Below are 17,814 nucleotides of genomic sequence, written 5' to 3'. Positions count from 1 at the left end.
TTAGCTGTTAAGCCGATAACGAAACACCCCTGCGCGGCGACAAAACTGCTCAACGAGGCATAGGATGGAACCCCGTGGTGGACAATACAAACGCGGTCGTAACAAAGCACATCTTCGTCACCGGAGGAGTCGTCTCTTCTCTCGGTAAAGGCCTCACGGCGGCGAGTCTCGGAAACCTGCTGACAGCACGCGGGCTCCGCGTCGTCATGCAGAAGCTGGATCCCTATCTGAACGTGGATCCCGGCACTATGAACCCCTTCCAGCACGGTGAAGTTTTTGTCACCGATGATGGCGCCGAAACCGACCTCGACATCGGGCACTACGAGCGCTTCCTTGACATCAAGCTCAATCAGGCTGCCAACGTCACTACCGGGCAGATCTACTCCGAAGTGATTGCCAAAGAGCGTCGCGGCGAATACCTCGGTGACACCGTGCAGGTCATCCCGCACATCACCGACGAAATCAAGCGCCGCATGCGCCTGCAGGCCGCCGGCCCTTTCAGCGATGAAGACCCGCAGCCTGACGTCATCATCACCGAAATCGGTGGAACTGTTGGCGATATCGAGAGCCTCCCGTTCATCGAATCCGCTCGCCAGGTACGCCACGAGCTCGGGCGCAAGAACGTGTTCTTTGTCCACGTTTCGCTCGTTCCGTTCATGGCGGCATCCGGTGAGCAGAAAACCAAGCCAACGCAGCACTCGGTTGCCGCGCTGCGCTCGATCGGCATCCAGCCTGATGCTCTCGTGCTGCGCAGCGACCGCCCCGTCTCCGAGTCCAACAAGCGCAAGATCGCGCTCATGTGTGACGTTGAAGAAGACGCCGTCGTCAACGCGACCGACGCTTCCAGCATCTACGACATCCCCGAAATGCTGCACAGCCAGGGCCTCGACGCCTACATCATCAACCAGCTCGGGCTCGAAGCGAAGTCAGTGAACTGGGATGGCTGGAGCGAACTGCTCGAAGCCGTGCACAACCCCAAGAACGAGGTCTCGATCGGCCTAGTCGGTAAGTACATCGACCTGCCCGATGCGTACCTCTCGGTCACCGAAGCGCTGCGCGCCGGTGGGTTCGCCAACAGCGCCAAGGTTAACATTCGCTGGGTCCCCTCTGACGAGTGCGAAACTCCCGAAGGCGCGGCCAAGCAACTTTCCGATCTCGACGGAATCATCGTTCCCGGTGGGTTCGGTGTTCGCGGCATTGAAGGCAAGCTCGGCGCCCTCAAATTCGTTCGTGAGAACGGCATCCCCACCCTCGGTATTTGCCTCGGCTTGCAGTGCATGGTCATTGAGTACGCTCGCGACATGGCCGGCCTCGAAGGCGCATCTTCAACGGAATTCGATGCCGACAGCAAGTACCCGGTTATCGCGACGATGGCCGAGCAAGTCGACATCCTCGCGGGCGGAGACATGGGCGGCACGATGCGTCTCGGTCTCTACAACGCCGACCTCGAGCCCGGCTCGATCGTTGAAGAAATCTACGGAGCACCGACGGCCGCCGAGCGTCACCGTCACCGCTACGAAGTGAACAACGAATACCGCCAGCAGATTGCGGATGCCGGACTGAAGTTCTCCGGAATTTCGCCCGACCGCACCCTCGTCGAATTCGTCGAGTTGCCGCGCGAGGTGCACCCCTACTACTTGGGAACGCAGGCTCACCCCGAGCTGCTCTCACGCCCCAACCGTGCCCACCCGCTGTTCCGCGGACTGGTCGCCGCTGCAATTGAGCGCCAAAAGTCCAGCCGCCTCTTTGAGGTGACTGAGCAGGATGATGCATAACGAACTCAGCGACGACCGCGTCACACCGGAGCTGCTGAGCGCCGAAACGGTGTTCGCTGGCCACGTGTGGAACGTCGACCGCGAGCGTTTTCAGCTCGACGGTTCTGCGATCACTCGCGAATTTGTGAACCACACCGGCGCCGTTGCGGTGCTGGCCATGGATGAGCGCGACCGGGTGCTCCTGATCAAGCAGTACCGGCATCCGGTGCGCTTGCGTGATTGGGAATTGCCGGCTGGCTTGCTCGATGTCGTGAACGAGTCACCGCTGTTGGCGGCTCAGCGCGAATTGGCCGAAGAAACCGACCTGCAAGCCGAATCGTGGCATGTGCTCAGCGAAATGCTGACCTCGCCAGGCGGAAGCAATGAAGCCGTGCGCATTTACTTGGCCCGTGGTGTGAGTGCGACCGGGGAAGTGTTTGACCGCTATGCGGAAGAAGCTGGTATCGAGTTGCGCTGGGTTCCGCTGGAGGATGCCGTTGAGGCGGTTCTCGAGCGGCGCGTGCAGAACTCGATCCTGTGCCTCGGTCTCTTGGCGGCGCAACTCGGACGCGACCGTGGCTGGAACACGCTAGGTGCACCAGACGCACCGTGGCCGCGGCATCCGCGAAACTACGCTGAATAGCCTCTCGCGGTAGGTTGAGCGACATGACCGAGCCGGCGCGCCCCGTAGCGAAAAGTGCGATTGCGATCGCCGCAGAACGCTATCTGCGGCATCTGGCGATCGAACGCGGTCTTTCGGCGAACACTCTCGCAGCGTATCGCCGCGATCTTGACGGCTATCTGTCGTTTCTCAGTACGCGCGGTCTCAGTACGCCCGCCGCAGTGTCAGCGGATGACGTGACCGCCTTTGCGCACAGCTTGCGAGTGAATGCCGAGCGTCCGCTCGCGGCCTCCTCGGTCGCGCGCATGCTGTCGACAGTGCGCGGGCTGCACACGTTTTTCGTCGACGAATCGCTCGCGGTGGAGGACGTCGCGCATACCGTCGCGATTCCGAAGCAAGCGATGCGATTGCCGAAGGCGATCACGATCGACCAGATGGCTGCCGTTCTGGCATCCTTTCCCGGCGATGAGGTCATTTCGCTTCGCAACACTGCGCTGCTCGAGCTTCTCTATGCCACCGGTGCCCGCGTTTCTGAGGTGACGGCACTCAACGTCGACGACATGATCGACGGCGACATTGTGCGCCTGCTCGGCAAGGGCAACAAGCAGCGCATCGTTCCCGTCGGCAGTTTTGCGCAGTCGGCTATCGAGAAGTACCTCGTGCGTGCTCGTCCGGTGCTCTCGGCGAAGGGGGCGGCCACCCCGGCGTTGTTTCTCGGGGCGCGGGGAGCTCGGCTGTCTCGTCAAAACGTGTGGCTGATCATCCAGGCCGCTGCCGAGCGTGCAGAACTTGAGATCGATATCTCGCCGCACACCTTTCGGCACTCCTTTGCGACGCACCTTCTTTCGGGCGGTGCCGACGTTCGCGTAGTGCAGGAACTGCTGGGGCACTCCTCGGTGGCGACAACCCAGATTTACACCATGGTCACCGCTGACACGCTGCGTGACATGTACACGACGGCGCATCCGCGAGCACGTTAGCGAGCGCCGGGGGAGTGACGGGATGCCGTGGCTGGCTGATCGGCGACCCCGCTAACCCGCGTGTCGCGCTGCCAAACCTTCAACCTTTGGTAGAGGCGACCCTGCCGTGTCCGCGCGTGGGAGCGCGGGCTGCGACGGATGCGCGACGTAAACTTTTGGTATGACGACACAGCGCGAGAACGAATCGACGCTGGCGGGGTTGGATGTTCAGGCAATGGGCCCAACCGGCCGGCCGCTCACAGTTTTTCCGGAACCCCCACCGCTCACGGGCCACGGCCCGGCACGCATCATTTCGCTGTGCAACCAAAAGGGTGGCGTCGGCAAGACAACCACCACGATTAACCTTGGCGCCTCGTTCGCTGAATATGGCCGCCGCGTGTTGGCCATCGACTTCGACCCTCAGGGTGCGCTCTCGGCGGGCCTTGGCGTTCCCACTCACGATGTGCCCACGATCTACGACCTGCTGCTCGGCACAATCAAGAACCCGGCAGAAGCGATCGTTCACACCAAAGTTCCCGGTCTCGACGTCATCCCAGCCAACATCGACCTCTCGGCCGCTGAAGTGCACCTCGTCAATGAGGTCGCTCGCGAAACGATCCTGGCGCGCGTACTGCGCAAGGTCAGCGACCAGTACGACGTGATCCTCATCGACTGCCAGCCTTCGCTCGGTTTGCTCACCGTCAATGCGCTGACGGCAGCTCACGGCGTGCTCATTCCGCTCGAATGCGAATTCTTCGCGCTGCGCGGTGTTGCCCTGCTCGTGGAGACAATCGAGAAGGTTCAGGATCGCCTGAACCCCGCGATCAAGCTCGACGGCATCCTCGCGACAATGTTTGACGCGCGCACCCTGCACTCGCGTGAAGTGCTCGAACGCGTTGTCGAAAACTTTGGTGACGACGTTCTCGAGACCGTTATCGGTCGCACCGTGAAGTTCCCGGATGCCAGCGTGGCCGGTGCCCCCATCACGACCTTCGCCCCCGACCACTCTGCGGCGCACTCCTACCGCCAGGTGGCGCGAGAGCTGATCGCCCGTGGCGCCGTCGCCTAGCGACGTGGACGAGACCGAGGCATCCGCACCAGGATTCTCGGTCTCTCTCAACAACTTCAATGGGCCCTTTGACCTGTTGCTGTCTCTCATCACCAAGCATGAGCTGGACATCACCGAGGTGTCGCTGTCGCGCATCACAGATGAGTTCATTGCGTACCTGCGCGATTTCGAATCCGAAAACGGATCGGATGACATCGACGAGCTCGATCAGGCCAGCGAATTTTTGGTCGTTGCTGCCACGCTGCTCGACCTCAAGGTTGCCGGGCTTCTTCCGCAGGGTGAGCTCGTGGATGCCGAAGACGTCGCGCTGCTCGAAGCGCGCGACCTGCTCTTTGCGCGTCTGCTGCAGTACCGCGCGTTCAAACAGGCCAGCGATTGGTTTGGGTCGCACTTCGAGGCGGAAGCGACGCGCACCGTGCGATCGGTGCGCTTGGAAGAGAAATACCGCACTCAAACTCCCGAACTCGTGTGGACGCTCAGCCTCGACGATTTCGCCGCCCTCGCGACCCTCGCGTTCACGCCGCGAGAGATTCCGAGCGTGGGACTCGACCATTTGCACGCACCGCTCATCAGCATCCGCGAACAGGCTGCGCATGTCGTCGCGCTGTTGCGCGCGGGGGAGCCGAAGACGTTCCGCCAATTGATCGCGGGCGCCGAGTTGAAGGGCGTTGTTGTGGCGCGTTTCTTGGCTGTGCTTGAGCTGTATCGCGGCGGCAATGTTGCCTTTGAACAGATCGAACCCTTAGGCGAACTGACCGTGCGCTGGACTGCAGAACACTGGTCAGACGATAGCCTCGCTAATCTGGGAGCAGATTATGGAAACTGACGAACATACAGCCACCCCCGTTGTCGACCTCGCCCGCGGGCTCGAGGCGATCTTCATGGTTGCCGACCAGCCGCAGAGCCTCGTGAGCCTCGCAACGGCCCTGAACGCACCCGTGGCGGCGATCCGCAAGACAATCACTGCACTGTGCGCCGATTTCGACGGTGAAGGCGATGGCCCGCGACGCGGTTTTGAACTCCGCGAAGTCGGTGGCGGCTGGCGAATTTATGTGCGCGAAGACTACGACTCGGCCGTGCGCGACTTCGTTTATACGCAAAACCCATCGCGGTTGAGTCAGGCCGCGCTGGAGACTCTTGCGGTCATTGCGTACAAGCAACCGATCAGCCGGGGAGCCATTGCTGCCGTGCGTGCGGTGAATGTTGACTCAGTAGTGCGTACGCTACTGAGTCGAGGACTTATTACGGAAGCGTTTACCGACAACGAGACGGGCGCCATCCACTACGAAACAACGGAGCTCATGCTCGTGCAACTGGGGATCAACTCCATTGCCGAGCTGCCTCCCATCTCGCCACTTTTATCTGATGGTACGGACGGTTTTGATGAACAACGCTAATGGCTCAGGCCCCAGCAATCCCGAGGGCGAACGCCTTCAAAAAGTAATGGCCGCTGCCGGTGTGGCATCGCGTCGCGTTTCGGAAGACTTGATCTACCAGGGCCGCGTTGCGGTCAACGGCAAGGTCGTTGAAGAAGCTGGCCGTCGCGTGAAGCCGACCGACCGCGTGACGGTGGACGGTAGTGCGATCCAGCTCGACACCACCAAGCGCTACGTGATGCTCAACAAGCCCGTCGGCGTGGTGAGCTCCATGTCCGACGAGAGCGGTCGCCCCGACCTGATGCAGTACACCGGCAACTACGACGAACGACTCTTCAACGTCGGCCGTCTCGACGTGCAGACCTCTGGCCTGCTTGTCCTCACGAACGACGGCGAACTTGCCCACGTGCTCGCCCACCCCTCCTTCGGCGTGATGAAGACCTACATCGCCAAGGTCGAAGGCACCGTGAGCGCTCAAACAATTTCGCAGCTCATGAAGGGCATCGAGCTTGAGGACGGCCCGATTGCCGTCGACAAGGCGCGATCGCTCGGCCGAGCATCCAACGACCAGACAATGGTGGAGCTCACCCTGCACTCGGGCCGCAACCGCATTGTGCGCCGGATGATGGAAGAAGTTGGCCACCCGGTGATCGAACTCGTTCGTCGCCAGTTTGGTCCGCTGAACCTCGGAAGCCTTGGGCTGGGAAAGACTCGCAACCTCACGAAGGTGGAGTTGGGTGCAGTGCTGACGATTGCCCGCGAGGCCGAGGAACAGTCGTGAACCTAGGCCGCATCACTGGGCAAGTACGCATCGTTGGTGCGGGATTGCTCGGTGCCAGCATCGGCCACGGCCTGCGGGCCAAGGGCGTCGATGTGATTTTGCACGATGCGTCGCGCTCGAACGCAACCCTCGCGATTGACTATGGCGCTGGTCGTGCGCCGCAGGCTGACGATAAGCCGACGCTCGTGATTGTGGCGGTTCCGCCGGATGTCACCGCCGAGGTTGTCGCTCGCGAACTCATTGCTTGGCCGCGTGCCACGGTGACGGATGTCGCGAGCGTGAAGGTGGGCGTGCTCGAGGAACTTATTGCGCTGGGTGCCGACCTTGATCGCTACGTTGGCTCGCATCCTCTAGCTGGACGCGAACGTGGCGGCGCCATTGCGGCCCGCGCGGACCTGTTCATCGGTCGGCCCTGGGTCATCGGCAGGGGAGAGCCCTTCCGTCGTCGCGCGGTCGAAGATGTTGTCATCGAGCTGGGTGCTATTCCCGTCGCGATGTCAGCCTCCGATCACGACAACGCGGTGGCTCTGATTTCGCACGTTCCCCAGGTGGTGGCGAGTTTGCTCGCGCACCGGTTGGCGGGAGCATCCGATGCCGCAGTTGCTCTTGCTGGTCAAGGGCTGCGCGACACGACCCGCATTGCCTCGAGCGCCCCCGAGCTGTGGGTGCAGATTCTGGGGGCAAACTCGGGCCCCGTTGCGGAGATTTTGCGCGAGCTGCAGACCGAGCTCGGTGTGGCGATTGAGGCGCTCGAGACTCCGGATGCTCCGGGTGCCCGTCGTGCCCTCGCCGAAGTTTTGGCCGGCGGCAACGCCGGAGTCGCGCGGATTCCCGGCAAGCACGGAACGAGCAAGCACTACAGCCAACTCGTCGTCATGGTCGACGACAAGCCAGGCGAGCTCGCCCGACTGCTCACCGAAATCGGCGAAGCCGACGTGAACATGGAAGACTTGCGCCTTGAGCATTCACCGGGTGCCCAGTTCGGTTTGGCTGAAATCTCGGTGCTGCCCGAAAAGGAAGCCGTATTGATAAGCGAGCTTGAAGCTCGTGGTTGGAAGATTGCAGAGACTTTCGCGTGAACAAGAACCCGTCGTTTGTTGTGGTGGCCGTTGATGGCCCGGCCGGCAGCGGAAAGTCGAGTGTGTCGAAAGCGACTGCTCGCGAACTCGGCTTCGACTACCTCGACACTGGCGCTGCCTACCGCGGTTTTGCCCTGCACTGCCTCGAGCGCGGTGTCGACACCCTCGGGCCCGGTGACGTCATCGAGACGCTCCCGCGTTTTGAGTACTCGATCGGGATTGACCCTGACAACTACTTTGTGAAGGTCGACTCGGAGATCGTGACCGACGACATCCGCGAACCCCGCATCACGGGCGTTGTCTCGAACATCGCACGCGTGCCCGAAGTGCGGCAGTACATGGTCGACCTGTTCCGCAGCATCATCGCGGGGAGCGAAAAACCCGGAATTGTGGTCGAAGGACGCGACATCACGACCGTGGTTGCACCGGACGCTCAGGCTCGAATTCTGCTCACAGCCAGTGAAGAAGCTAGGATGGGAAGACGTGCGGCCGAACTCTCCGGAGAATCGAGCACGACAACCGCGCAACAACTCAGTTATCGAGATGCGCAGGACTCCAAAGTCGTGGACTTCATGAACGCCGCCGATGGAGTCATCACCATTGATTCCACCAATCTTGACTTCGATCAAACCGTGACGGCCGTCGCGAGTTTTGTTCGCTCCAGCATGTAAACAAAGGACTACCCATGGCCGATCATTCGCCCGCCGAAGACGACTTTCCCGAACTGAACCCAGATCTGGTTGAGCGTCTTTCGGGAATGAACGAAGAAGAGGCTGCTCAGCGCACGTCTGCGCTCCGCGCCGGCCTGAGCGACTACGACCTCGAAGACGACGACCTCGCGGTTCTCGACTCCGCATCCGATGACCCGGATGCCATCTACTACCTGCCTGCCCTGCCGGTTCTCGCGATCGTCGGTCGCCCGAACGTTGGCAAGTCAGCTCTCGTGAACCGCATCATCGGTCGTCGTGAAGCTGTTGTGGAGGACACCCCCGGTGTCACCCGCGACCGCGTCAACTACAAGGCCGAGTGGAACAACCGTCACTTCACCATCGTCGACACCGGCGGCTGGGAGCCCGACGCTAAGGGCATCGACGCCTCGGTTGCTGCCCAGGCTGAGATCGCTATCGACCTCGCCGACGCTGTGCTCTTTGTTGTGGATGCCACGGTTGGCCCCACCTCCACCGACGAGCACGTCGTGCGCATGCTGCGCGCCACCAAGAAGCCCGTGATTTTGGTCGCCAACAAGGTTGACGACATCCACCAGGAATCGGATGCCGCAGCGCTCTGGAGCCTCGGCCTCGGTCAGCCGTGGCCGTCATCCGCCGTTCACGGCCGTGGTGTTGCTGACCTGCTCGACCACGTGCTCACGGTTCTGCCGAAGATTTCGACCGTCGCCAAGGAAGAAGTGGGTGGCCCGCGCCGCGTAGCTATCCTCGGTCGCCCGAACGTCGGCAAGTCGAGCCTGCTGAACAAGACTGCTGGCGAAGAGCGCGTTGTTGTCAACGACCTCGCCGGCACGACTCGCGACCCGGTTGACGAGCAGATTGAGCTCGGCGGCAAGTTCTGGCGCTTCGTTGACACGGCCGGCATCCGTCGTCGTGTTGCTTTGGCGCAGGGCGCTGACTTCTATGCAACGCTGCGCACCAGCGCTGCACTGGAAAAGGCTGAAGTCGCTGTTGTCATCTTCGATGTCAGCCAGCCGCTCAGCGTTCAAGACCTCAAGATCGTTGACCTCGTGCTCGAATCGGGCCGTGCGCTCGTTTTGGCCTTCAACAAGTGGGACCTTCTCGACGACGAACGTCGCGACCTGCTCGAGCGAGAAATCGACAAGGACCTCGCGCACGTCGCCTGGGCTCCTCGCGTGAACATCTCGGCTAAGACCGGTCGTCACATGGAGAAGCTCGTTCCGGCTCTTGAGCTGGCGTTGGCGTCGTGGGATACCCGCATTCCGACCGGTAAGTTCAACGCGCTTCTGGCCGAACTGACGCAGGAGCACCCTCACCCGCTTCGTGGTGGCAAGCAGCCGCGCATCCTCTTTGGTACGCAGGCATCAAGCCGCCCGCCAACGTTCGTGCTCTTCACGACCGGCTTCTTGGACCCGCAGTACCGTCGATTCATTACGCGTCGACTGCGTGAGATCTTCGGCTTCGATGGCAGCCCCATCCAGGTCAACATGCGTGTGCGTGAGAAGCGCAAGCGCAAGTAGGTTCTCGAGGTCACAAGCTTCGGCTTAACGCCGAACGGCGAGCCGCTCTCTTTCGAGAGGGGCTCGCCGTTTGTGCGTTAACCGCTGGGGTGTGACGCCCGGGGTGTGACGCCCGGGGTGTGACGCCCGGGGTGTGACGCCCGGGGTGTGACGCCCGGGAGTGAGCGGATGCCGGTTGGCGGTCCGCTCACACCGTGCAGTTAGTGAGCGACAGGGGCGTCGCTCGGAGCCGTTTCGGATTCGGGACGCTTCACGAAGAACGTGGCGACGATCGCGAAGAGCGAGATGATGCCGCCGGCCATGAACGCGAGGCGCACACCACCAGCAAGCGCTGTGGCCTCTGGCGCGCCTTCAGCGGCAAGGGCGACCGACTGCACCGTGAGGAGCGCGATGAACAGTGCCGTGCCTGCAGCGCCGGCAAGTTGCTGCACGGTGCTGATGGTGGCGCTGCCGTGCGAGTACAGGTGTGGCTTGAGCGTGCCCAGCGCCGAGGTGAAGAGCGGCGTAAACATGAACGCGAGTCCGATGCTCATGGGGACGTGGATGGCGACGACCATGAACGGTGAGCTGGTTTCGGAGAGCAGCGTGAAGCTCCACAACGATGCGCTCACCAGTATCGAGCCCGGAATCATGAGGGGGCGCGGGCCGACTTTGTCGTAGAGGCGGCCAACGAAGGGGCTCAAGAACCCCATGACGAGGCTGCCGGGCAGTACGAGCAGTCCGCTCTGGATGGGTTCGAGCCCGAGAACGTTTTGCGTGAACATGGGCAGCAGGATGATGGTGCCGAAGAGGGCGGCCATCATGACCATCATGAGGCCGATTGCGACGGCAAAGCCGGGGGCAGCGAAAGTGCGCAGGTCGAGAAGGGCACTGTCTGTTTTCTGCAGCTTCAATTGGCGGATGATGAACAACACGAGGCTGATGGCGCCGGCGCTGATGGGGATGGCTGGGGCGATGAGAACAGAGTCTCCGGCGGCTGATTCTCCGAGGCTGGAGAGCCCGTAGATCAGGCCGGAGAAGGCGATGGCCGAGAGGATGACCGACAGCATGTCAATCGATACCTTGCGGGGGTCGGTGACGTTCTTTACCTTCGTGATGCCGAGCAGGAGAGCGGTGACGGAGATGGGGATCATGACGATGAAGACCCAGCGCCAGTCGAAGACGGCCAAGACGAGGCCAGCAACGGTTGGTCCGACGGCAGGGGCCATCGACATGACGATGGAAACGTTGCCCATGGTCTTGCCACGAGTTGCGGCAGGAACCAGAGTCATCACGGTTGTCATCAGCAGGGGGAGCATCATGGCGGTACCGGAGGCTTGAATCACCCGTCCCACAATCAGCACGGCAAAGGTGGGCGCCATAGCCCCCAGCAGAGTTCCGATGGTGAAGAGAGACATTGCGGTGATGAAGATGCCACGCGTCGTGAAGCGTTGGATGAGGAATCCGGTAATCGGAATCACCACGGCCATCGTGAGCATGAACGACGTCGACAACCACTGAGCGGTGCTCGGCTCGATGTTGAGGTCTTCCATGATGCGGGGGATCGCCACGACGAGCGAGGTTTCGTTGAGGAACACCACGAAGGTGGCAGCGAGCATCAGGCCGATGACCAAACGGTTGCGGCCGCTGTTATCGACCGGGCTGGCTGGCCCGTCATCGTTGGGGTCAAAAAGAGGGATGCTGCCGGTGATCGGCGCCGTGCTGGTCATAGAAATCCTGTCGTGTGTGAAGCGGTAGGACGAAGCAGCAGCCGGGATTGAAAAGGGTGCACAGATCTCGCGTCATCTTTATTGTCGCTTGGTGCAACGACATCCGGCACTGAAATAGTCCACATTGCCTTTCGCCTGAGGCGAACACGACACCGTGCCAAGCCGCTATCGTTGAGGCACAACTTGTGACACGGGGTGCCCTGCGGGGCTGAGAACACACCCGTCGAACCTGATCTAGTTAGAACTAGCGAAGGGATGTCGTGCATGTCGCGTACGCCACCAAACTTTTTGACCGCCACTCAAGATGCGCTCGAGGCGGTGAGATCGACGTCGCCTCTCGTGCAGTGCATCACCAATAGTGTGGTGGTGGGCTTCACTGCCAATGCGTTGCTTGCTGTGGGAGCAGCGCCGGCCATGGTGGATATCCCGGAAGAAGCCGGCATGTTCGCTGGCGTGGCATCCGGAGTGCTCATCAATCTCGGTACCTGTCGCGAAGAGCAGCGCGCTGCAGCCCTTGAAGCTGCACCGGCCGCCAATGCTGCCGGAACGCCCTGGGTGCTCGACCCGGTCGCCATAGGGGCTCTGCCGGTGCGCACACCACTCGCGTATCGCCTGCGGGACCTCGGGCCCTCCATCGTGCGGGGCAACGCCTCCGAGATTCTGGCGCTCGCCGAATTGGGCACGGGAGGTCGAGGCGTCGACAGCACGAGCAGTGTGGATGCCGCGCTCACCGCCTCCCAGATGCTCGCGCGGGTGACCGGCGGTGTCGTCGCGGTATCGGGAGCGACGGACATGGTGACCGATGGCGTGAGTGTCGTGAGGCTCTCTAACGGGCATCCGGTGCTGACGAAGGTGACGGGTGGTGGCTGTGCGCTTGGCGCGATCATGGCGGCATTTGCGGCGGTGACTCCGGATGCGCTGACTGCTGCTGTGGCGGCAACGAGCGTGTACACGGTAGCGGCCGACCTCGCGGCGGAGCGTTCGGCACTGCCGGGAAGCTTTGCGGTAGCGCTGTTGGATGCCCTGAGCGAAGTCTCGGTGGACGATATTGCAGAACGGGCGGTGATCGCATGAGCGGCTTCCGAGAGAGTTTCGACCTTTCCACTTACTTGGTGACAGATTCGGCTCAGGCGAAGGCTGCCGGGCATGACCTCGTTGATCTCGTGTACGAGGCTGTGGCCGGGGGAGTGACGATCGTGCAGCTGCGCGAGAAAGACATGCCCGCCCGCGACTTCCTTGATCTGGTGCTGCGGGTGTCTACGGCGGTGGCGCTGAAGGTGCCTGTGCTCGTCAATGACCGAGTCGATGTCTATCTCGCTGCGCGCGAGATGGGTGCTCGGGTTGCTGGGGTGCATGTCGGGCAGGGCGATCTGCCCGCAGCGTCGGTGCGGGCGCTCGTAGGCCCGGGGGCGATTGTGGGTCTGAGCGCATCGACTGACGACCAACTGTACGACGCCAGTGTGGGGTCGGCGGGTGTCGACTATGTCGGCATCGGGGCCTTGCATCCCACGACGACAAAGAAGGACGCTCCGGATGCTCTCGGGCACGATCGCATGGTCGAGCTCATTGCGGCGAGTAAGCGACCGACCGTGGCGATCGGTGGGGTGGGGCCGGATGACCTCGCGCTGCTGCGTGCGGGCGGTGCAGACGGTGCTGCAGTGGTGTCTGCCATCTGTGGTGCGGCTGATCCGCGAGAGGCGGCTCGCGCGCTCGCCGCAGCGTGGGCTGGCGTACCAGCGGCCGAAGACGAAGGAGAAGACGCATGAGCGGGGCACGGAGCGGGCTACGGGACCAGACACGGAGCGAAAGCGGTCGCGGTAACGGTAGCGGTCTGCGGGTTCCTCGCGTTCTGAGCATTGCTGGCAGCGATCCTTCGGGTGGTGCGGGTATCCAGGCCGATCTGAAGTCGATCGCAGCCAACGGTGGCTACGGGATGGCGGCGATCACGGCTCTGACGGCGCAGAACACGCAGGGGGTGCGCGGAGTGCATGTGCCGCCCGCTGAGTTCTTGCGCGAGCAACTGGATGCGGTGAGCGACGATGTAGCAATCGATGCCGTGAAGATCGGCATGCTCGGCACCGTTGAGGTCGTTGGCGTTGTGCGGGCGTGGCTTGAGACTGTGCGGCCTCCGTTGATCGTGCTCGACCCCGTGATGGTCGCCACGAGTGGCGACCGACTGCTGGATGCCGAAGCCGAGCAGGCGCTGCGCGACCTGGTGCGGGTGTGTGACCTTGTCACGCCGAATATTCCTGAGCTCGCGATCATCGCCGCAGAACCCGCCGCTGAGACGTGGCCTGAGGTGCTGGAGCAGGCGGCGCGGGTCTCTGCCTCCTACGGGGTGCGCGTGCTCGCTAAGGGCGGACACTTGAGCGGGGCCGAGGCTCCGGATGCGCTGGTGGATGCCCGTGCAGGGAACGCTGCTGTCGTGACCGAGTTTGCTGGCATCCGTATAGAGACCAGCAACACCCACGGAACCGGCTGTTCGCTGTCGAGTGCGCTCGCGACCCGGATTGCGGCCGGCGGTGAGTGGGCTGCCGCTGTGGGGGAGTCGAAGCGGTGGTTGAGCGAAAGCATCCGTGCCGGTGCGGCGTTGCAGGTGGGGAGCGGGCGTGGCCCGATTAGTCACTTTGCTGGGTTGTGGGAGCGCGGCGGCCTAGAGACGGCGTTGACCGCTGCTGAGGTGCGCGAGCAGTGGTGGGCGGAGATCGCTTCTGTGCGCGCGCAGATCGACGATGGTGACTTTGTGCGGGCGCTGGGGGATGGTTCCCTCGAGCGGGCTGATTTCGTCTGGTACCTGGCTCAGGATGCGCTCTACCTGCGCGATTACGCGCGGGCGCTCGCCGAAGCTGCCCGGCTGGCACCCACCGCAGCGGAACAAGCGTTCTGGGCATCAAGTGCCGAGGGGTGCATCGTGACGGAGCTGCAGTTGCACGAGTCGTGGTCGGTGGCCGGTGAGCTGTTCTCGGCTTCGCCCAGTGCGATAACGACGGGGTACCTGAATCATCTGCTGGCGACGGCAGCCCGTGGTGACTACGCGGTCCTTGCCGCAGCCCTGTTGCCGTGCTTCTGGGTCTACCACGACGTCGGGTCGCGACTGCACCCGCTGGCGCACCCTGAGCACCGCTACGCCGACTGGCTGACCACGTATGCGGATGACGCATTCACGGATGCCACAGAGCAGGCCATCACGATAGTGACGGCGCTCGCCGCAGACGCGACCCCTCCGGTTCGGGATGCAATGCTCACCGCTTTCGTGGCATCCACGGAGCATGAACGCGAGTTCTTCGCCGCCGCGCACGGCATCTCGTCGAACTGATTTGGCCCCGGTTGCCCTTTTGGCCCCATTCTGAACATCGGCGCTCAGATTTCGCGGTAAGCTATTCGAGTTGTCGCGGGCTGTAGCGCAGCTTGGTAGCGCACCTGACTGGGGGTCAGGGGGTCGCAGGTTCAAATCCTGTCAGCCCGACAATATGCCCCGGATTTCTCACGAAGTCCGGGGCTTTTTCTATGGGAATTTAGGATGCCAGTGCGCAATCCAACACAAACCCAACACTTTGGACGCACGGACTGCAAGATGGGCTTCGTAAGTTAGAAGTCTGTGTGGCGACCGTCGTGATGCTTGCCGTGCTCTTCACAGGTGGGTGTGAAACCTCTCTGGCGTTTGAGAACCGAGGATAGAGCCCCAAACGTACATCGATGAAGAAACCTTGTCGCCGCGATGCGGCCGCAACGATTCGGCCTCACGTTTTGAGACCGTAAGCGAGATTCTCGAATCGCGAATGAACAAGGCACAAATGTCTCCGCACATCGCTATGGTGTCGGCTATGAGCGACGACCCGAACATCGACCCCTACTTTGACTCCCGCGATGACGCCGGACGAGGAGACCCTGACTCGACAAGTAAGAAGCTTCGTCGGTACCACCAGCTCCTATGGAGCAAGCCGCTACCGAATGGCGATTCGTTTGACCTAGTAACGACACGCAAGCGCTGCTATCTCTTTCACGAATCAGAGAGGGGCAAGTTCTTTCTGGCCAGCGATACCGTCGTGCCAACATTTCGGTCATGGTTGCGCATGAAGCCAATCACGAACCAGCTAGACAGCGCAGAGCTCGACGAGTTTCAGGTCCACAATCATTCAATGGCTGGCGCGCTCGTATTCCCCGGTGAGCGGCGTAAAGGCACACTCACCATCAACGGTGCTCGCGGTATGAACTCTAGGATTGCCGATCGCTTGGACTTTACAGTGGAAGCAATCCGACGTCACTATTCGGGTGAGCAAAGCCCTCTGAGCAAGACGTTCAATAATTACCGTGACTTCTTCGATCTGTTTGAGAATTTCGACGGTTATTTAGAGCACTTTTTGCTTCAAGATCTTTGGGATGAACACCAACAGAGAGTCAAGTTCTTCACACCGTTCGGGGAGTTTGGCACTACTCCCGCGCTTCCACGCGATGTAGAGCAGTACCGGGAGTATCGAGACAACGCAACCGCTTTTCTTCGGGAACGAAATAGTCGAATTGATGCCTGGGCCAAATCGAACTTGAGCTGACGCGAGACGACATGGTCGAAACGCTCACGAGCTGAACCTTCGGCAGATGCGTCGTCGAACCCCTCACCACCAACGTGGGTGAAGGTCGATCCGGTCGCCGTCGCGGTTGGAGTACCAGTGCGCGACTGGAGCCCCTTGCCTGTCATGGTCAATTTGGACTTCCCCAGCGGCTTCGCGGTCGTTGCGCCAGTCGCGGTTCGCTCGCGTGAGCGCCGCTTCAAGGTGCTCGCGCTTGCCTGCCTGATTCATCGCCAATTGGGACGGATGCCAGGTGTCGATAGTTCGAAGTGCGATGCCGACATTTGGGCGTCCAAACCTGGTCCAACCTTTGCGAGCAAAGAGCCCAAGTGTGACGACAGTGTGCAGCTCAGGGAGCAACGTGATTAGCTCGCGCAGGTGTTCGGCCCCTTGACGAACATCAGCGATAGCAGGCTTCTTCCTCGCCGGACCGAGATACCACGGGACGAGGTTCCATAGGAGAGAGCCGTGATGAAGTCCTGCACTTTGTCGCGCATTCCAGAGATTGTGTGCAGTCGCGTCGTCGTTATCGGACGATACGAATCCTGAACCTCGACGCGCGTTCGATGTGTTCGTCATCGGACCGGGCGCTTCCATCAACAAAAGCACTCGTGCTTCGAAGCCAGCCTCCGCCGGATCCATCAGCGGAACTTCTGTCATTAGTCCGGAACGCGCCCGGCCGTCTCTGAGCTGTTCAATCCACGCTGCCAGCGGTGCGAATGCACGAGCAGAGCGCGCCAATTCGAGACGCTGACTGAGCATGTCAGGTTTGCCCAGAGAGCGCGGAGAGGATGAGATCACAGCGGCGAGCCTATATCGCCAAGGCGATAGAGCACATGCGTCGAATTGCGCCACACATGACCCAGTTTCGAGGTGAGCCGAGTTCGGGACCACTTCACGAAGACGTTGACCACGGGCGGCGCGATCTGCGAGGCTCATGAATCATGGGGATTCGAGGCGGAGCCTTTCCGAAGCTGGCAGCGACCGTATCAATGCTCGTGCTGCTCTCTGGGTGCACGAGCTACGAGTCGAGTCAGGTCCGAACTGAGCCCGCAGTTAGCTGCACCGACGTCCTAACGACAGTGTTGCATCGTGTGAAGACTGACGACACTGCTGGTGCGATAAACGCGGAACTAGATTGGTTGAGTAGTAATTGTTCGAGCCAGTACGACGTTTTCGTGGACTATGTTTCCGGGAAAAGCTCGGCAGAGCAGTTCGGAACCGACACCTGCGATTCGCTTTCGGACCACTTCGGGTCGCGAGCCATTGAACTTCTTAGTGCTGATGGTCTCTGCGAGACAGCCGTTACGCCCGCGGAAACAGTGCAGCAGCCTGGCGGCGGCATCGCGTGGAATGAAGCTGCCGCCCACGCCGGGACCACACAACGCGTTTGCGGACCGCTCGCCGGTGGTGGCAATTCCTATGACGACGTATTCCTGAATCTCGGTCGTGATTATCCCGACCCAGCCCGTTTCCAAATTGTGGTGTGGGACATCGGTGCATTGGAGCCAATCGCGGGCGGAGTGACGCTGTGCACCTCGGGCCGCATCACACTTTACGAAGGCGTGGCCCAGATCGAACTCTACGACCCCAGTTCTATCGAGATTTACGAGTAGCGGTCACGAGCCGCGGACCAACAATCCTGCGCTCCACTGGCCTAACTGCATTGTCTGCGATTCCCGATAGCATTC

17 protein-coding genes, 1 tRNA gene and 1 riboswitch are annotated in these 17,814 nt (G+C 61.5%); of the genes, 16 read left to right on the top strand and 2 right to left on the bottom strand.

Features of this window, described 5'->3' with window-relative positions:
• Nucleotides 1-74: 74 nt before the first annotated feature.
• The 10 genes from I6E51_RS09625 (at nucleotide 75) to der (ending at nucleotide 9,846) form a co-directional block, all read left to right on the top strand.
• The gene (locus tag I6E51_RS09625) at nucleotides 75-1,775 is read left to right on the top strand and encodes a CTP synthase (RefSeq protein WP_197110086.1); all 1,701 of its coding nucleotides are present in this window, start codon (nucleotides 75-77) and stop codon (nucleotides 1,773-1,775) included.
• Nucleotides 1,765-2,397: an NUDIX hydrolase gene (locus I6E51_RS09620; RefSeq protein WP_231599716.1), complete on the top strand. Its 633-nt coding sequence runs from the start codon at nucleotides 1,765-1,767 to the stop codon at nucleotides 2,395-2,397. Before I6E51_RS09625 ends, I6E51_RS09620 begins: the two co-directional genes overlap by 11 nt.
• 23 nt (nucleotides 2,398-2,420) lie before the next feature.
• On the top strand, nucleotides 2,421-3,356 hold the full coding sequence (locus tag I6E51_RS09615) for a site-specific tyrosine recombinase XerD (RefSeq protein WP_197110085.1): 936 nt from the start codon (nucleotides 2,421-2,423) through the stop codon (nucleotides 3,354-3,356).
• Nucleotides 3,357-3,516: 160 nt separating this feature from the next.
• The gene (locus I6E51_RS09610; protein ID WP_197105404.1) at nucleotides 3,517-4,404 is read left to right on the top strand and encodes a ParA family protein; all 888 of its coding nucleotides are present in this window, start codon (nucleotides 3,517-3,519) and stop codon (nucleotides 4,402-4,404) included.
• Nucleotides 4,388-5,230, top strand: a complete 843-nt coding sequence (locus I6E51_RS09605) for a ScpA family protein (protein ID WP_197110084.1) — start codon at nucleotides 4,388-4,390, stop codon at nucleotides 5,228-5,230. Before I6E51_RS09610 ends, I6E51_RS09605 begins: the two co-directional genes overlap by 17 nt.
• The gene (locus I6E51_RS09600) at nucleotides 5,220-5,801 is read left to right on the top strand and encodes an SMC-Scp complex subunit ScpB (RefSeq protein ID WP_197105406.1); all 582 of its coding nucleotides are present in this window, start codon (nucleotides 5,220-5,222) and stop codon (nucleotides 5,799-5,801) included. The genes I6E51_RS09605 and I6E51_RS09600 overlap by 11 nt, the downstream gene beginning before the upstream one ends.
• The gene (locus tag I6E51_RS09595) at nucleotides 5,788-6,561 is read left to right on the top strand and encodes a pseudouridine synthase (protein WP_197105407.1); all 774 of its coding nucleotides are present in this window, start codon (nucleotides 5,788-5,790) and stop codon (nucleotides 6,559-6,561) included. The genes I6E51_RS09600 and I6E51_RS09595 overlap by 14 nt, the downstream gene beginning before the upstream one ends.
• Nucleotides 6,558-7,640 (top strand): prephenate dehydrogenase, encoded by a 1,083-nt coding sequence (locus I6E51_RS09590; protein ID WP_197105408.1) that lies wholly within the window; start codon nucleotides 6,558-6,560, stop codon nucleotides 7,638-7,640. Before I6E51_RS09595 ends, I6E51_RS09590 begins: the two co-directional genes overlap by 4 nt.
• Nucleotides 7,637-8,311 carry a (d)CMP kinase gene (cmk, locus tag I6E51_RS09585; RefSeq protein ID WP_197105409.1) on the top strand — a complete coding sequence of 225 codons (675 nt, stop codon included), beginning with the start codon at nucleotides 7,637-7,639 and terminating at the stop codon, nucleotides 8,309-8,311. The genes I6E51_RS09590 and cmk overlap by 4 nt, the downstream gene beginning before the upstream one ends.
• A gap of 14 nt (nucleotides 8,312-8,325) precedes the next feature.
• Entirely contained in the window at nucleotides 8,326-9,846 is a 1,521-nt protein-coding gene (gene der / locus I6E51_RS09580; RefSeq protein ID WP_197105410.1) for a ribosome biogenesis GTPase Der, read from the top strand.
• 200 nt (nucleotides 9,847-10,046) lie between these two features.
• On the opposite strand, the gene I6E51_RS09575 is transcribed toward der, so the two are convergent.
• Complete coding sequence (locus I6E51_RS09575) at nucleotides 10,047-11,555, bottom strand: MDR family MFS transporter (RefSeq protein WP_197105411.1); 1,509 nt, start codon at nucleotides 11,553-11,555, stop codon at nucleotides 10,047-10,049.
• 181 nt (nucleotides 11,556-11,736) lie between these two features.
• Nucleotides 11,737-11,828: riboswitch (TPP riboswitch) on the top strand.
• On the opposite strand from I6E51_RS09575, the gene thiM reads away from it, so the two are divergent.
• The 5 genes from thiM to I6E51_RS09550 all read left to right on the top strand — a co-directional run bounded on the left by thiM (nucleotide 11,820) and on the right by I6E51_RS09550 (nucleotide 16,105).
• Complete coding sequence (gene thiM / locus I6E51_RS09570) at nucleotides 11,820-12,629, top strand: hydroxyethylthiazole kinase (RefSeq protein ID WP_197110083.1); 810 nt, start codon at nucleotides 11,820-11,822, stop codon at nucleotides 12,627-12,629. It overlaps the preceding riboswitch by 9 nt.
• Nucleotides 12,626-13,321, top strand: a complete 696-nt coding sequence (gene thiE / locus I6E51_RS09565) for a thiamine phosphate synthase (RefSeq protein ID WP_197110082.1) — start codon at nucleotides 12,626-12,628, stop codon at nucleotides 13,319-13,321. The genes thiM and thiE overlap by 4 nt, the downstream gene beginning before the upstream one ends.
• Nucleotides 13,318-14,871 carry a bifunctional hydroxymethylpyrimidine kinase/phosphomethylpyrimidine kinase gene (locus I6E51_RS09560; protein WP_231599715.1) on the top strand — a complete coding sequence of 518 codons (1,554 nt, stop codon included), beginning with the start codon at nucleotides 13,318-13,320 and terminating at the stop codon, nucleotides 14,869-14,871. Before thiE ends, I6E51_RS09560 begins: the two co-directional genes overlap by 4 nt.
• Nucleotides 14,872-14,947: 76 nt before the next feature.
• A tRNA-Pro gene (locus I6E51_RS09555) sits at nucleotides 14,948-15,021 on the top strand.
• A gap of 358 nt (nucleotides 15,022-15,379) precedes the next feature.
• A complete protein-coding gene (locus I6E51_RS09550; RefSeq protein WP_197110081.1) occupies nucleotides 15,380-16,105 on the top strand; it encodes a hypothetical protein in 726 nt (241 codons plus the stop codon).
• A 63-nt stretch (nucleotides 16,106-16,168) separates the two neighbouring features.
• Here the strand turns inward: I6E51_RS09550 and I6E51_RS09545 are convergent, their stop codons facing one another.
• The gene (locus I6E51_RS09545; protein ID WP_307783898.1) at nucleotides 16,169-16,924 is read right to left on the bottom strand and encodes a uracil-DNA glycosylase; all 756 of its coding nucleotides are present in this window, start codon (nucleotides 16,922-16,924) and stop codon (nucleotides 16,169-16,171) included.
• Between the two features lie 377 nt (nucleotides 16,925-17,301).
• On the opposite strand from I6E51_RS09545, the gene I6E51_RS09540 reads away from it, so the two are divergent.
• Nucleotides 17,302-17,739, top strand: a complete 438-nt coding sequence (locus tag I6E51_RS09540; protein WP_197110080.1) for a hypothetical protein — start codon at nucleotides 17,302-17,304, stop codon at nucleotides 17,737-17,739.
• Nucleotides 17,740-17,814 lie beyond the last annotated feature (75 nt).

The sequence above is a fragment of the Salinibacterium sp. NSLL17 genome (assembly GCF_015864935.1).
Lineage (GTDB): Bacteria > Actinomycetota > Actinomycetes > Actinomycetales > Microbacteriaceae > Rhodoglobus.
This window is presented reverse-complemented; position numbering and strand designations above follow the sequence as displayed.